Annotated in this window: 14 protein-coding genes; 3 read left to right on the plus strand and 11 right to left on the minus strand. The window is 68.2% G+C overall.

The genetic code is table 11. The annotated features are described in order from the left end of the window. Positions 1–259: 259 nt before the first annotated feature. From AVR91_RS33400 to AVR91_RS33410, 3 genes are all read left to right on the plus strand, one after another. A complete protein-coding gene (locus tag AVR91_RS33400; RefSeq protein WP_063276689.1) occupies positions 260–1,249 on the plus strand; it encodes an alpha/beta fold hydrolase in 990 nt (329 codons plus the stop codon). A 339-nt stretch (positions 1,250–1,588) separates the two neighbouring features. After that, a complete protein-coding gene (locus tag AVR91_RS33405; RefSeq protein WP_016335166.1) occupies positions 1,589–2,779 on the plus strand; it encodes a helix-turn-helix domain-containing protein in 1,191 nt (396 codons plus the stop codon). Between the two features lie 38 nt (positions 2,780–2,817). Next, positions 2,818–4,053, plus strand: a complete 1,236-nt coding sequence (locus AVR91_RS33410) for a PucR family transcriptional regulator (protein WP_063276690.1) — start codon at positions 2,818–2,820, stop codon at positions 4,051–4,053. A gap of 391 nt (positions 4,054–4,444) precedes the next feature. Here the strand turns inward: AVR91_RS33410 and AVR91_RS33415 are convergent, their stop codons facing one another. The 11 genes from AVR91_RS33415 to AVR91_RS33465 are packed head-to-tail and all read right to left on the minus strand — an operon-like array spanning position 4,445 to position 14,267. Next, positions 4,445–5,068, minus strand: coding sequence for a hypothetical protein (locus AVR91_RS33415; protein WP_143254191.1), 624 nt, complete (start codon positions 5,066–5,068; stop codon positions 4,445–4,447). Positions 5,069–5,079: 11 nt separating this feature from the next. Beyond that, a complete protein-coding gene (locus AVR91_RS33420) occupies positions 5,080–5,583 on the minus strand; it encodes a hypothetical protein (protein ID WP_063274377.1) in 504 nt (167 codons plus the stop codon). 5 nt (positions 5,584–5,588) lie between these two features. Then, the gene (locus tag AVR91_RS33425; protein ID WP_063274374.1) at positions 5,589–6,689 is read right to left on the minus strand and encodes an MCE family protein; all 1,101 of its coding nucleotides are present in this window, start codon (positions 6,687–6,689) and stop codon (positions 5,589–5,591) included. Further along, the gene (locus tag AVR91_RS33430) at positions 6,689–7,666 is read right to left on the minus strand and encodes an MCE family protein (protein ID WP_063274373.1); all 978 of its coding nucleotides are present in this window, start codon (positions 7,664–7,666) and stop codon (positions 6,689–6,691) included. Before AVR91_RS33430 ends, AVR91_RS33425 begins: the two co-directional genes overlap by 1 nt. Continuing rightward, complete coding sequence (locus AVR91_RS33435; protein ID WP_063274372.1) at positions 7,663–8,667, minus strand: MCE family protein; 1,005 nt, start codon at positions 8,665–8,667, stop codon at positions 7,663–7,665. The genes AVR91_RS33430 and AVR91_RS33435 overlap by 4 nt, the downstream gene beginning before the upstream one ends. Continuing rightward, on the minus strand, positions 8,667–9,677 hold the full coding sequence (locus tag AVR91_RS33440) for an MCE family protein (protein WP_063274371.1): 1,011 nt from the start codon (positions 9,675–9,677) through the stop codon (positions 8,667–8,669). The genes AVR91_RS33435 and AVR91_RS33440 overlap by 1 nt, the downstream gene beginning before the upstream one ends. Then, positions 9,674–10,687, minus strand: a complete 1,014-nt coding sequence (locus AVR91_RS33445; RefSeq protein WP_063274370.1) for an MCE family protein — start codon at positions 10,685–10,687, stop codon at positions 9,674–9,676. The genes AVR91_RS33440 and AVR91_RS33445 overlap by 4 nt, the downstream gene beginning before the upstream one ends. Beyond that, a complete protein-coding gene (locus AVR91_RS33450) occupies positions 10,684–11,907 on the minus strand; it encodes an MCE family protein (RefSeq protein ID WP_063274369.1) in 1,224 nt (407 codons plus the stop codon). Before AVR91_RS33450 ends, AVR91_RS33445 begins: the two co-directional genes overlap by 4 nt. After that, positions 11,904–12,743 carry an MlaE family ABC transporter permease gene (locus AVR91_RS33455; protein WP_007033208.1) on the minus strand — a complete coding sequence of 280 codons (840 nt, stop codon included), beginning with the start codon at positions 12,741–12,743 and terminating at the stop codon, positions 11,904–11,906. The genes AVR91_RS33450 and AVR91_RS33455 overlap by 4 nt, the downstream gene beginning before the upstream one ends. 4 nt (positions 12,744–12,747) lie before the next feature. Next, positions 12,748–13,551: an MlaE family ABC transporter permease gene (locus AVR91_RS33460; protein ID WP_016335176.1), complete on the minus strand. Its 804-nt coding sequence runs from the start codon at positions 13,549–13,551 to the stop codon at positions 12,748–12,750. A 2-nt stretch (positions 13,552–13,553) separates the two neighbouring features. Beyond that, entirely contained in the window at positions 13,554–14,267 is a 714-nt protein-coding gene (locus AVR91_RS33465) for a hypothetical protein (protein WP_063274368.1), read from the minus strand. Positions 14,268–14,421 lie beyond the last annotated feature (154 nt).

Below are 14,421 nucleotides of genomic sequence, written 5' to 3' on the forward strand. Positions count from 1 at the left end.
TTCGACGTGGAAGTCCGCCCGGCAGGCCATTGCGTTTCTCCCCGTGGTGACGGGTGTTTACCGACGCTTTCCTGAATACCGGGACGGTGGGAAAATGTCGATGCGCAATAGCCCGTCGTCCCCGCTTTTGGCATCCGCCTCGGGGTCGGTCCCGGCATTCTTGTCACGCGGGTCGCAATCGCCCGACGTGTCCCGCGACACGCTGACGAACCGGCCGTTCCACACGTTATTTTGACGCCTGACAACGGAAAGGCGGGACATGGCCCTCCAAACGCGCACACTGACCCTGCACGGCAGGGAAATCCGGCTGCGGGAATACGTTCCGTCCACAAAGGACACCGCGAGCGAGCCGCTCGTGCTGCTGCACGGGATCTCGGGCAGCGGCGAGACCTGGGTCCCGTTGCTCGACCACTTCGAGCGAAGCGGATTCGGGCGCCGCGTCCTCGTCCCGGACCTTCCCGGCCACGGCGATTCGGCCGCCCCGCGGGCCGACTACGGCCTCGGCGCGATGGCGAGCGTGGTACGCGACGTCCTCGCGCTCACCGGGAACCGGCACGCCACCATCGTCGGGCATTCCCTCGGCGGCGGGATCGCGATGCAGTTCGCCTACCAGTTCCCCGAGATGTGCGCCCGCCTGGTGCTCGTGGGCAGCGCCGGGCTCGGCCCGCAGGTGACCCCGGTGCTGCGCGCGACGGCGCTGCCGGGGGCCAAAGTGACCCTTTCCCTCGCGGTCAACCCGGTCACCGTCGCGATCGCACGCGGACTCGCCGCGGCATGCCGGGCCCTCGGCGGGAAACTTTCCCCCGAGACCCGCGAGCTGACCCGTCACCTTGCGTCACTGGCGGACCCGGGCAGGCGGCGCGCCTTCCTGTTCATCGCCCGCAGCCTGATCGACCTCCGCGGCCAGCGCGCGAGCGCGATCGACAAGCTCTACCTCGCCAGGGAGGTGCCGACGTTCGTCGTCTGGGGCGCGCACGATCCGCTCATCCCGGTCGCGCACGGCCGGAAGACGGCGGAAGTGCTGCCGGACAGCCGATTGACCGTGTTCGAAAATGCGAAACACTTTCCACATGTGGCCGACCCGGCCAGGTTCGCCGGCGAGCTCGAACGCTTCCTCGCCGCGACCGCGCCCGCCAGGCTGAGCCTGGACGAGGTCGTCGAGGTACTCATCCGCGCCAGCGAGGCGGCGGAAGCGCCCGAAAACGTCCAGGAAAAGTTGTCATCCGGACGCCATCTCAGGCCCGCCTAAATGTCACTCGCCGCCGGTTCGGACCACCCGTTCGGGTGTAGTCCATCCAGGTGGCCGATCAAGCTCCCGCCAGCCGTTGACAGTCCTCTCGGCCGGATTTTATGTTGCGTGAGCCACAAAATCTGGATCGGCTTCACCGTTGAAGAGGCTGATTTTGTTGCCAGCAAGGATAAAAACATGACCGACTTGGATACCGGATTCTCGCGGCACGATCTGCGGACCGCACGACCCGACCCCGACGTGCGCCACCCCGCCACCCCGCACCGCCAGCCACCGGGTCCGGTCCAGCGACCGCGCGCCTTCACGCCGGCACCGAGAACCCCAGTGGAGAACCGACCTGTGCGCAGCACCGGTGCGAATGGACTGTGGGCGTCACTGCCCAGAGACCTGGGCGAGCGGTTCCGGCCGCGGGCCGACCCCTTGGCACGAGCCATCCTGCAGGAGGTGCAACGAGCCGTCCCCGAATACGCGCAGCCGTTGGAAGGCGCGTTCGGACAGATGATCACGCAGGGTATCCGGCAGGCGATCCTGCACTGCCTCGACACCGTCGGTCAGGGGACGGCGCCGCTCGACAAATGGTCGGCGGTGTTCCGCAACCTCGGGAAGGTCGAATTCAGCGAAGGACGCAGTCTCGACTGCCTTCAGACGGCGTACCGCGTCGGCGGCCGTGTCGCGTGGCGGCACGTTTCGGAATTCGGGCAGGCGATCGGAGCGGACGCCGATCTCCTGTGCACCGCGGCCGAGGCGATTTTCGCTTACGTGGACGAGATTTCCGCATTGTCCATCGAGGGCTACACGGCCGCGCAGGAACGGGCCGCGGGCACGAGGGCGAGACGTAGGCGCCGGTTGCTCGAACTGATGCTCTCCGATCCCCCGTCCTCACCGCAGTCGATCGCGTCGCACGCCGCGAACGCACAGTGGGCACTGCCCACGGAGGTCACGGTCGTCGCGCTGGAGCGACGGCTCGGCCCGCTGGACCCCGACAGCGCCGATCTGGACGCCGACGTCCTGGTCGACTTCGAAGGTCCGAAGCCCTGCCTGGTCACCGGCGACCCGGACAAGCACTTGAAGGACCTCGCCGAGCGGCTTCCCGGCTGGCGCGCGGTGATCGGCCCGGCCGTGCGGCTCACCGAAGCGCCGCGTTCCCTGCTGTGGGCCCGCCGCACGCTGCGGCTGGTCCAGCGCGGGGTCCTGCCGGACAATCCGGTCACGCGGTACAGCGACCACCTGTCCACCCTGTGGCTGCTCGCCGACGAGTTCCTGGTCCGTGAGCTGTGCACGCGCAGCCTCGCCCCGTTCGACGACCTCACGCCCAAACAGCGGGCGCGGCTCGGGGAGACGTTGCTGATCTGGCTCCAGTCCCGGGGCAGCGCCCCGGAGATCGCGAAGAAACTCAAGGTCCACCCGCAGACCGTCCGCTACCGCATGCACCAGCTCATCGATCTCTTCGGCGACCGGTTGAACAACGCCGACGACCGGCTCGACATGGAGATCGCGCTGCGCGCGGAGGCCCTGCTCGCCGACGACTGACCGGATTCAGCGTTTCCCACTCACAACGAGGTGACGAGGTGACCCGACCGCAGGACGCCCGCAGCGGGGTCGAGGCGACGTACGGACCGCTGCTCACGCCCGCCCGACCGGGTGGGTCGGGCGGGCGTCCGGTCCAGCTCTGGGCGCTGCTGCCGAGAGAACTGGCGACCGTGTTCCGGCCGGGGCTGGGCGATACGGCCGGGGAGGTGGTCCGGGAGATCCAGCGGACCATCCCCGAGTACGCACGGCCACTGGACGGCGCGTTCGGGAAGGCGCTCAAGACCGGCGTGCAGATGGCGTTCGTGCAGTTCCTCGAGCGCCTTGGCAACCCCGAGGCTCCGCCGGAGGACCGTCGGAGCGTGTTCGTGAGCCTGGGTGTCCAGGAGTTCCATCAGGGCCGCAACGTCGACGTCCTCCAGGCGGCCTACCGGGTGGGCGCCAGGGTGACCTGGCGCCGGATGGCCGAACTGGGGCGCCGGGCGGGGGTGCCTTCCGCCACGCTGTGCTTGCTCGCGGAAGCCATCTTCGCCTACATCGACGAGCTTTCGGCACTCTCGGTCGAAGGCCATGCGGAGGCACGGGAAAAGGCCGCCGGCGCACTCGAGCGCCGGCGGCACCGGCTGATGGAGCTCCTGCTCGCCGAACCCCCATCGCCGCCAGAGGTCGTCAAACACGCCGCCGACCTCGCCCGCTGGCAACTACCGGACCTGCTCGTCGCCGTCGCCCTCGACCAGCCGCCGGACGAGGCCCCGCCGGCTGCGCTGACCGACTTCGAGAGCACCTCGCCCTGCCTGCTGATGCCCGCTCCGGAACCGGACGAACGGGAGCAATTCGCGGAAGCACTGGCGGGCAGGCGGGCCGCGATCGGCCCCGCGGTCCCGCCCGTCTTCGCGGCCCGCTCGTTGCGTGCCGCGCGCGAGGCCCTGCGGCTCGTCGACTCCGGCGCGCTCGTGGACGAGCCCGTGACGTGGTGTGTCGACCATCTTTCGCGCCTGTGGCTGCTCAAGGAACCGTTTCTGGCCGCCGAACTCGTCCGGGAACGGCTCGGGCCGCTGGCCGGGCTGACCGGCAAGCAGCATTCACGGCTGGCAGGGACGCTGCTGGCGTGGCTGGAGACCTGTGGCAACGTCCGCGAGGTGGCGGAGCGGCTGGCGGTGCATCCGCAGACGGTGCGTTCCCGCGCCCAGGAACTGGAGGCGCTGTTCGCGGACGGGCTGCGGGATCCTGAGCGGCGGTTCGAGATGATCCTGGCTTTGCGGGCTGCTCCTTCTTGACGGTTTTGCGCGTGAAGGCCCCCTTCCCTCGGCTGAGCCGAGGGAAGGGGGCCTTCACGCGCTGGCGCGTCTCGGTACCGCAAGGTTCCGGTGTCGCGAAAGCCACTTTCGGGACATCTGAGGTCGCGAAAGTGGCTTTCGCGACGTTAGATCGCTGAGCGGCCGCGAGCGACGTTGTGAAAGCCACTTTCGCAACGTTGAAGCTTGCGAAAGTGGCTTTCGCAACCTTCGGACCAGGCGCAACTCCCGGTCATATCAAGGCTGCAGCACGGGAAGGTCACTCACGGAAGCGATTGGGGGACCTTGGTTGCGTTGAGTGAGGGGTGTGTGGAAATAGGGACGTTGAACGTCCCTATTTCCACACACCCCTCACCAAGGCGGCCCCCCGACGTCAGGCGGCAGCCAAAGCGGTCACCCGCCACTTCCCCTCGGCCCGTTCCGCACTCACGCTCAGCTGAGCCGCCCCCGTGCTCCGCTGGCCGTCACCCCGAACACCGGTCTGGTCGAGAAACACCAGCAGCGACGCCCGATCCCCGTCGAGGACCTTGACGCCCGAGACCACCGCAGTCGAGGTCACCACCAGCTTCTGCTCCGCCGCGAGCCCTCGCACCTGCGCGAAAAGCTGGTCGTACTGTCCCAGCGCCGGCCCGGTGAGGACCGCCTTCGCGGCTTGCTCGCTCTTGGCGGGGTCGTCGTAGCGGTAGGAGAAGACCGTGCCGAGCGCCTTGCCGATCTGGTCGCTGACCTCGGCGGTGGTGGCGACGTCGGTCAGCGCGGTGTTGTGTGTCAGCGCCGCCGTGGCGTCCCGCGCCTCGATGGCGAACCACCCCGCGAGGCCCGCCATCACCAGCGCGACCGCGCCGAACACCATCGCGCCCCGCCGGCGCACCGGAACCACGACCGGATCATCGGGGACTTCCTCGACAGGAGCGTCGAGCACCCGGGTGGTCCCGCCCATCTTCCCGGCCACCTTCACCGCGCGCCGTGCCGGTTTGTCGGCTCGTTTCGTGGTCATCGCGTCCTCCGTCAGGGCTTTCCGGTGTCGGTCACCGGCACCTGGCCGAGCGACGTGACGCGCCACCCGTCCGGCGTCCGCGTCAGGCCGGCGCGGAACCGGTTGTGCTTGGTCACCGCTTCCCCGCCTTCGGGCCGCACTTCGAGTTCGACCGAAGCGATCACCTCGGCCGTCCCGCCGCCACTGTCCACTTCGGTCACCGCGGCATCGACGACCCGGCCGGTGGTGACGGTCTTCGCCTGGCCGATCCGGCCGAGGCCGCCTTCCCGGTCCCGCGCCAGCTCTTCGTGGAGCGCACCGCCGGACAGGTTCAGCCAGTTCTGGTAACCCTGTTCCGCCTGCCGGTAGTCCAAAGTGGTCAGTGCGGCGACCGATTGCCTGCCCGCCTGCAAGGCCTCGTCGCGGACCGTGGCCCGCGCGACGCCGTCGTCGTGGCTCGCGTCCCACCACGAGTAGCCGAACCAGGCCGCCGCCGCGGTGGCGACGGCGGCGAGAAATGCGGCGATCCGGGTCATGGCCTTCACCTCCTGGGCACGTTCTGCGAGCCGCGCACGTTCGTCGGGTTGCCCTTCGGCAGGGCACAGCGCGCCGCGGTGTTCAGCGGACGCGGCGAGGTGTCGAGTCCGTCCCGATAGCCGGTCCCGTAGCCGGTGACGCATGGCGGCGGATCGAAGAACGTCAGCGAGAGACCGACGTGCGCGCCGTCCGGCCCCATGATCGCGTGCCCGGCGGCGACCGCTTTCGGCGCGGTGACCAGCAGCTGCTCGATGCCGTCCTGCCGCGTTTCCAGGACGTCCGCGGTGGTCAACAGGTTCGCCAGCAGGATGCCGAGGCTGGGCCCGGTCTCCCGCAGCAGCGTGCTGACCTCGTTCGCGGCCGCCGGGACGGCCGGGATCAGCCGTCGCAGATCGCCGTCGGAGCTCTTCAACGTCGCGGCGAGCAGTTTCGCGTTCGCGCCGAACGAGCGGATCGCGTCCGCCTGCGAGACCTGGGTGTCGAGCACGGTCTGCGCGTCGGTCACGAACCTGGTCAGCGGGCCGACGTGCGCGCTCGCCGCCTGCACGAACTCGATTCCCCTGCCGACGAGTTGGTCCAGCGCCGGGCCCGCGTCGGACGTCGCGTTGTACAGCTCGTCGACCACGGTCCGCAGCGCGGGCTTCGGCACCGAGTTCGCGAAAGAGTCCACACTGGACAGGACGACGTCCACCGGCAGCGGGATCTTCGTATCCGCCTCGGCGATCACCGAACCGTCCCGCAGCATGGCGCCGTTGTCGCGGCGCGGCCGCAGGTCGACATACTGCTCGCCGACGGCGGATCTGTTGGCGACGACGGCTTCGGTGTCCGCGGGTACCTCCGGGCCGCCCGGCTCGATTTCGAGATCCACCTCCATGCCGGAAGCGGTCAGACGCAGTTCGCCGACCCGGCCGATCGGCACGCCCCGATAGGTGACCTCGGCGTTGCTGAAGATGCCGCCGCCGGTGGCGAGCCGCACCTTGACGGTGTACCCGCGATCGAGCACCAGTTTGTCGAGCCCCGCGTACGTCGCGCCGACGTACGCGACGCCGACGACCGCGATGGTCACGAAGACCACCAGCTGCACGCGGACGAACTTGGTCAACATCAGCGGCCACCACTGTTCTTGAAGGTCAGGAAGGTGTTCAGGTAGTCGCCGCGGATGGCCTCCAGCGCGGCGTCGGGGAACGGGAAGGTGAAGATCATCTCCATCGCCTTCGGCAGTTTGTCCCCGGAGTCGGCCAGCTTCCGCAGCAACGGTTCGAGTGCCTTGAGGTCGGCGACGAGGTCGTCCTTGCTGCGATTCACCGTCTCGACCGCGACCGAAGTGAGCCCGTCCAACGACTTCAACATCCCGACCAGCGCCTGACGCTGCTGATTCAGCACCTCGATGCCGGGGGTGAGTCCGTTCAGCGTCGCCTTGATCTCTTCGGTGTTCGCGTTCAGGGTCGCCGCGAGCCTGTTGACGCTCTCGATGGCGCGGGTGATCTCCGCCTTGTGTTCGTCGAGCCCGCGGACGAACACGTCCAAATTGGACAGCAGGCTGCGGGCCGCGCTCTCCTTGCCGCCGAGCGCGTCGTTGAGTTCGCGGGTGATGTTCTGCACCTGCGCGACACCACCGCCGTTGAGCAGCAGGGAAAGCGCGCCGAAGACCTCCTCGATCTCAGGGGTCAGCGAAGAACTGGCCAACGGGATCACCGCGCCGTCGGCCAGCCGTCCGCTCGGCGTCCCCTCCGGAGGCGGCGCGAGCTCGACGAACTTCTCGCCGAGGATGCTCGCCTGCCGCAGTCGCGCGACCGCGTTGGCAGGCAGGTTCACGTCCCCGTTGATGATCAGGCCGACCACCGCGCTGCGGCCGTCAGGTGCCAGATCGACGGTCCGCACCTGGCCGACCGGGACGTCGTTGACCTTCACCCCGGACTGGGGCACGAGGTCCAGCACGTTGGTGAAACTCGCCGTGACGTGGATCGGGCGCTCCCCCAGTGCGGCCCCGCCCGGTAGCGGGATGTCGTAGACGTCGACGCCGTCGCTGCAGCCGGTGGCGGCCAGCACGAGGACGAGTACCGCGGCGATCCGGGTTTTCATTTCGCCCCCGAGAATTCGGTGAGGTTCCCTCGTCCGTCCAGCGTTCCCGCGCCCTGGTTGTACGCGCCGAGCACGTTCGTCAGCGCGTTCGGCGCGGCGTCGAGTGCTTCGCTCAGCGACGCCTTCTGCTGCGTGAGGAGCTTGGTGATCTCAGCGAGTTTGTCCACATCGGACTTGACCTTGCCCCGGTTGTCCTTGATGAAGCCCTGCACCACGCTGAGCGCCTCGGTGAGTTCGGTCATCGCGCCGGAGAACTGGTCCCGCTGGTCGGCCAGGATCTTGCTGAGCGAGGAGATCTGCTGGATCGCCTGCTTCACCTTGCCGTCGTTCGCGGCGAGCATCGCGGTGAACTTGCTGATGTTGTCGACGGAGTTGAAGAGATCGTCCTTGGAGTCGCTCGCCGTCCTGGCGAACTCGCCGAGGTTCTTGATCGCCTCGCCGAGTTTGCCACCGTTGCCGTCGAGGTAGGTCGCGGCCTTGGTGAGGACGTCGCTGACCGCGCCGTCCCGGTTGGCTCCCTTCGGCCCCAGCGCGGTCATCAGCTGGTTGAGGCTGCCCAGGAGTTCGTCGACCTCGACCGGGGTGACGGTGCGCTCGGGCGGGATCCGCGCGTCGCCGCCCAGCTCCGGTCCGCCGAGGTACACCGGGGTGAGCTGCACGTATCGGTCTGCGACCAGGCTCGGCGTGATCACGACGGCGCCGACGTCCGCGGGCAACTTGACGTCGGGCCGCACGGTCATGGTCACCTCGACGTTCGTGCCGCGCGGTTCGACCTTGGTGACCGAGCCGATCGGGACGCCGAGCACCCGCACCTCGGTGTTCGGGTACACCCCGACGGTCGCGGTGAAGAACCCGGTCACGACGCGGTCGGCCTGTCTGGTCAGCAGCGGCCAGGCCGCCGTCACCAGCAGACCCGCGACCACGGCGACCGCTAGCCGCCGCACCCAGGCCCGCCGCCGGGCGTGGGCGCCGAGATCCGTGAGTGTGAAGTGGCGTCCCATCAGCGTCCCCCTTGCCTCGAAGGCATGCAGCTGCCCGGCGTGCCGCCGGTCGGGACGAGCCCGCAGATGTAGGTGTCGATCCACCGGCCGTTGCCGACGGCGTTGCCGAGCAGCCGGTAGAAGGGGCCGGCGAGCCGCAGGCTCTCGTTGAGCTTGTCCTGGTTGCGCAGCAGCACGGTGGCGACGCGATCGAGCTGGTCGAGCGCGGGACCGAGCGTCTTCTGGTTGTCCGCCACCAGTCCCTTCAGCTGGATCGACAGGTTCTTCACCCCGCTGAACAGTTTCGCGATCGCGTCCTTGCGCGCGTTCAGCTCCGTGAGGAGCGTGTTGCCGTCGCGGATCAGCGCCTCGATCTGCTGCGAGCGGTCCCCGAGGGTCTTGGACACCTTGTTCGTGTTCGCGAACAGCTTCACCAGTTCCTGATCCCGGGAAGCGAGCGTCTTGGACAGCGCGGTGATGCCGTCGAAAGCGGTCCGGACGTCCTGCGGAGTGGAAGCACCGAGGGTTTCCGACAGCGTTCCGAACGCCTTCGCCAGCTGATCGGTGTCGATCGCGCCCACCGTGTTCGCGAGGTCGTTGAACACCGTGGTGACGTCGTAGGGCGAGCTCGTGCGCTGCACCGGGATCGGCTCGTCCGGATCCAGTTCCGCGTTGCCGACCGGATCCAGGACCAGGTTCTTCTGTCCCAGCAGGGTTTTGATCTTGATCGACGCGGTGGTCCGGTTCCCGACCCAGGTGTCCTTGACCCGGAACAGGACCTTGACCTTGGCGCCGTCCAGCAGGACGTCGGAGACCTCGCCGACCTTCACCCCGGCGACGCGGACCTCGTCGTTGCGTTTGAGCCCGGCCGCTTCGGTGAACTCCGCCGCGTACGTGGTGCCGCCGCCGATCACCGGGAGATCGTCGGAGAAGAACACCGCCGAACCCGTGATGGTCATCAGCAGCGCCGTGATGGCACCGACGACGATGGGATTGCGGCTGCGGAAGGGTTTGATCCTCGGCGCTTTCATCGGCACCGTCCCTGGGTCAGCGGGATACCGACCGGCGGGCCGCCGGGGGCGGGCGGCGCGTCCGACTTCACCGAGCACAGGTAGAAGTTGAACCACGAACCGTACGAGACCATCGCGCCCATGCGGTCGAGTTTCTTGGGCAGGTTCGCCAGGAACTGCTCGAACACCGGGGTGTTGTCGGCGAGGTTCTTCGACAGGTCGCCGAGAGTGTTGATGCTGTCCTTCAACGGCGCGCGGCCGTCCTGGAGCAGATCCGCGGTGGCCGTGGTGAGCTCGCCGAGCCCGCCGATCGCCTGCCCGATCGGTTTCGCGTCACCTGCCAGCCCGGAGACCAGTTGCGCGGTGACGTCGACGAGCTTGTCGAACTGGTCGCCCTGCGAGTTGAGCGTGTCGAGCACCGTGTTGAGGTTCCCGATCACCTGGCCGATCACCTGATCCTTGCCCGCCAGGGTGCTGGTGAGCGACGCGGTGTGCTCGACGAGGCTGTCGATGGTGCTCCCCTCGCCCTGCAGCACCTGGACGATCTCGAACGACAACTGGTTGACGTCGCTCGGCGAAAGCGCCTGGAACAGCGGTTTGAACCCGTTGAACAACGCCGTCAGATCCAGCGCCGGATGGGTCCGCTCCGGCGGGATCAGCGCGCCTTCCTCCAGCGGCGCCGGCCCGTCGGGGCCCGGGTCGATCGAGAGATACCGCTGACCGACGAGGTTGCGGTACCGGATGGTGACCGTGGCCCCGGCCGTGAGACGGCGCTTGTTCTCGACCGAGAACCGCACGTCCGCCAGCCGCCGCTCGACCACGCCGACCGAATCGACCTGGCCGATGCGGACACCGGACATCCGGACCTCGTCGCCGGGGTTGACCGACGTCGCGTCGGTGAACCTCGCGGTGTAGCCGACCGTCGTGCCGACCCCCGAGTTGGCGATGGTGATGGCCAGGATCCCGGTCGCCACCGCGGTGATCACGAAGAAGATCAGGCCTTTGATCGCCGGCCCCGCGACACCCCTCATCGGACGGTCACCTCCGTACCGCGCAGTGCCGGGCCCACGAGCACGCTGCTCCAGTCCGGGACCTCGGCCGGCTTCATCCCGAGCGACGGCGCCAGGATCTCGGCGACCAGCCCCCGCTCCCCCTTCGAATTGGCCGGGCCGAGGTCCCCATCGGCGGCGAACGCGACCGCCACCGAAGACCCACCCCCGCCATAGCAGCGCGGCCCGCCCTTCTGGTCGAACCGCGGATCGTCCCGGCCCGGCACGTACTTGTCGCGCGGGTCGTGGACGGACAGCGTCACGTGCAGCCCGGGTTCGCCGGTGCCCTTGCCCAACGCCTTCTCCATCACCGGCTTGAGCCGGTTGACCGCGTCGAACAGGCAGGGGAATTCGGGTGCATACCGGGACAGCAGTTCCAGGGTCGGCCTGCTCTTCACGCTGACACCGATGATGTTGTCCTTGTTCTGTACGAGGAATTTGTTGAGGTCGCCGCTCGCGGTGGTGACGCTCGTGTACAGCTTGTCGAGGTCCGCGCGAGTGTCCACAATGGTCTTCGCGGTCGTCGAGAGATCCGAGAGGGCCTTGAGGATGTCCGGCGCCGCACCGGTGTACAGATCCGCCACGTCGGCGAGACCGCTGACGTCGGCCTTGAACTGCGGCATCAGCGGGTTCACCTGGTTGAGGAGGTCGTTGAGCTGGACGATGCTGTCTCCCAAGGACTTCCCGCGGTTGTCGAGCGCGAGCGAGATCGCGCCCAGTGAACTGTTCAGCTTCTGCGGCTGCACCGCCCGCAGCAGTGGCAGCAGGTCGCCGAGGACACGTTCGAGTTCGATCGCGTTGGCCGACCGGTCTTGCCCGATTACGTCGCCGTCCCGCAGCGATCCGCCGGCGGGCCGCTCCGGGAGCACGAGGTTGACGTAACGCTCGCCGAACACCGTCTTCGGCAGCAACCGCGCCGAGACGTTGCGCGGTAGCTGATCGATCTTCGCCGGGTCGATGGCGAGGTCGATCTCCGCGCCCTCCGCCGTGCCCCGGACCGCCCGGACCTCGCCGAACGGCACACCCCGGACCTTGACCTCGGCGGGCGGGGCCAGCTGGTTGCCGACGCGGTCGGTCTTGAGCGTGACCAGTTCCGCGCGCTCGAAGTCCTTGTTGAAGATCGCGACGGCGAGCCAGCCCAGCAGCACCAGGATGACGAGGAAGATCACCCCCGCCGCCTGCGTCCGTGCCCGCGCGCTCATCCGGACACCTTCACCGTGGTGGTCGCGCCCCAGATCGCCAGGCTGAGAAAGAGATCGAGCACGCTGATCAGCACGATCGACGTGCGCACCGCGCGGCCGACCGCGACGCCGACGCCGGCCGGGCCGCCCGCGGCGCGATAGCCGTAGAAGCAGTGCGTGAGGATCACGCCGACGCTGAACACGAGCACCTTGCCGAACGACCACAAGACGTCTTCTGGAGGCAAGAACAGGGAGAAGTAATGGTCGTAGGTGCCGCCGGACTGTCCGAAGAAGACCACCGTCGTCACCCGCGAACCCAAGTACGAGATCAGCAGGCCGATCACGTAGAGCGGGATGATCGCGATGAACCCGGCCACGATCCGCGTGGTGACGAGGTACGGCATGCTGCGCACGGCCATCACTTCGAGCGCGTCGATCTCTTCGGAGATCCGCATGGCGCCCAGTTGCGCGGTGAACCCGGCGCCGACCGTCGCGGACAACGCGAGCCCCGCCGAGAGCGGCGCGATCTCGCGGGTGTTGAAGTACGCGGTGAGGAAGCCGGTCATCGCGGAGATGTTGATCTGGTTCAGCGCGCTGAAACCCTGAAGCCCCACCGTGATCCCGGTGAACACGCACAGCCCGACCATCACGCCGACGGTGCCGCCGATCACCGCGAGCGCCCCACTGCCGAAGGTCACTTCGGCGAGGAGGCGCACCACTTCGCGGAAGTAGCGGGTGACGGCCATCGGGATCGCCGCGAGCGCGCGGATGTAGAACAGCAACTGGTCGCCCAGCTCGAAAAGACTGTTCCCGGGGCGTTTGAACGCCTCGCGGGCCCGTTCGGGGACGCTGGTCACGGGATCAGGTTCCCTTCGCCGGGACGAGCTGCAGGTACAGCGCGGTCAGGATCGTGTTGACGAAGAACAGGAGCAGGAACGTGATCACCACCGACTGGTTGACGACGTCGCCGACCCCCTTGGGGCCGCCTCTCGGGTTGAGGCCCCGGTAGGCCGCGACGACACCGGCGAGGAAACCGAAGATGAACGCCTTGATCGAGCTGACGACGAGGTCGGGCAGCTGGGCCAGCGCGTTGAAACTCGCGAGGTACGCCCCCGGCGTGCCGCCCTGCACGATGACGTTGAAGAAGTAGCCGCCGAGCACGCCGACGACGCTGACCAAACCGTTCAGCAGCACCGAAACGCCGATGGCCGCTTGTACGCGGGGCACGATCAGCCGGTGGATCGGCGAGACGCCGAGCACCTCCATCGCGTCGATCTCTTCGCGGATGGAGCGGGCGCCGAGGTCCGCGCAGATCGCCGACCCGCCCGCTCCCGCGATGATCAGCGTGGTCACGATCGGACTGGCCTGCTGAACCACCGCGAGGACGCTCGCGGCACCGTTGAACTGCTGCGCGCCGATCTGGCTCGTGAGCGAACCCAGCTGCAGCGAGATGACCGCGCCGAACGGGATCGACACGAGGATCGCGGGCGTGATCGACACACTCGCGATGAACCAGAACTGCTGGATGAACTCGCGGACCTGCACCGGGCGGCGGAACATCCCGAGGACGACGTCGATCCCCATGGCGCACATGCGGCCGAATTCGCGCAGTCCCGCGGCGGCCTTCTCCGGCGCGCGGGCGAGCAGGGCGACTGGATTGGCCATCGTCAGGCTCCACATCCGTTGGGGGGCGGGCCATCGCCGACGCATCGCAGCCTGAGGTCGGTGACCGGGGTGTTGCCGGGTCCGGACACCAGCCCGGTCAGCAACGGCCTCAGCTCCTCACGCACCCCGCATCCGGCGAATCCCGGTGTGGTGAAGGTGCTCGTGACCTTCACCGGCGGCGCGGGGAACGCGAGCGGCACCAGGGCCTTGATGTTCACCGCGACCGATCGCGCGGTCCGGCAGTTCGGGCCGACGTCGAGGACCTTGCCGTCCACCTTGGCGTTCGAGAGCTTGACGAACACCTTGTTCGTGACGTCGGTGAGCGCGCAGATGTTGGTGCCGACCGCTTTGCAGTCGCCGGTGGCGGGCATGAACCGGAAGGACACGAAATAGCTCGACGTCGGCGGGATGGCGAGTTTGCCGGTGATCGGCACCTGCCCGGAGAAACCGAGGATCTTGCCGTCCAACCGGTCCTGCGGGAAGGTGATGTCCGAACCGAGTTTCGCGACGCGGCTGGTCGTGGGCTGTTGTTCGTCGCCGACGTAGAACCCGAACGTCAGCCCGGCTTGCGCGATGGCGGGTTCCTGCGCGACGGCTTCTCGCGTCTGCTGCGTCCGCGCGGGATCGGCGGAGGCGGAAGCCAAGGAAAGCGCCCCCAGCCCCAGCACCGCCGGGAGCAGGAAGGCGCGCAGAACGCGCCCGGTCAGCACTGACATTCGGGCTTCCTCATTTCGATTGTCCGGCCGAACGGCCAACTGGTGCAGCACGCTACTGACGGAATGCCGGAGGGACAAGTAATGCGCGGCCGGAGGATCCGCGACACGGAAAGGTTGTCACGGGCATCACTGTTTCGCGTTCTTTTCCGTGCGT

The organism is Amycolatopsis keratiniphila subsp. keratiniphila (assembly GCF_001620365.2).
GTDB classification, from domain to species: Bacteria; Actinomycetota; Actinomycetes; order Mycobacteriales; family Pseudonocardiaceae; genus Amycolatopsis; species Amycolatopsis keratiniphila.

Bases quoted from the DNA above. Each gene is read 5' to 3' on its own strand.
- AVR91_RS33400 (WP_063276689.1), top strand. From the start codon at position 260: ATGGCCCTCCAAACGCGCACACTGACCCTGCACGGCAGGGAAATCCGG.
- AVR91_RS33415 (WP_143254191.1), bottom strand. From the start codon at position 5,068: ATGACCACGAAACGAGCCGACAAACCGGCACGGCGCGCGGTGAAGGTG.
- AVR91_RS33420 (WP_063274377.1), bottom strand. From the start codon at position 5,583: ATGACCCGGATCGCCGCATTTCTCGCCGCCGTCGCCACCGCGGCGGCG.
- AVR91_RS33425 (WP_063274374.1), bottom strand. From the start codon at position 6,689: ATGTTGACCAAGTTCGTCCGCGTGCAGCTGGTGGTCTTCGTGACCATC.
- AVR91_RS33430 (WP_063274373.1), bottom strand. From the start codon at position 7,666: ATGAAAACCCGGATCGCCGCGGTACTCGTCCTCGTGCTGGCCGCCACC.
- AVR91_RS33435 (WP_063274372.1), bottom strand. From the start codon at position 8,667: ATGGGACGCCACTTCACACTCACGGATCTCGGCGCCCACGCCCGGCGG.
- AVR91_RS33440 (WP_063274371.1), bottom strand. From the start codon at position 9,677: ATGAAAGCGCCGAGGATCAAACCCTTCCGCAGCCGCAATCCCATCGTC.
- AVR91_RS33445 (WP_063274370.1), bottom strand. From the start codon at position 10,687: ATGAGGGGTGTCGCGGGGCCGGCGATCAAAGGCCTGATCTTCTTCGTG.
- AVR91_RS33450 (WP_063274369.1), bottom strand. From the start codon at position 11,907: ATGAGCGCGCGGGCACGGACGCAGGCGGCGGGGGTGATCTTCCTCGTC.
- AVR91_RS33460 (WP_016335176.1), bottom strand. From the start codon at position 13,551: ATGGCCAATCCAGTCGCCCTGCTCGCCCGCGCGCCGGAGAAGGCCGCC.
- AVR91_RS33465 (WP_063274368.1), bottom strand. From the start codon at position 14,267: ATGTCAGTGCTGACCGGGCGCGTTCTGCGCGCCTTCCTGCTCCCGGCG.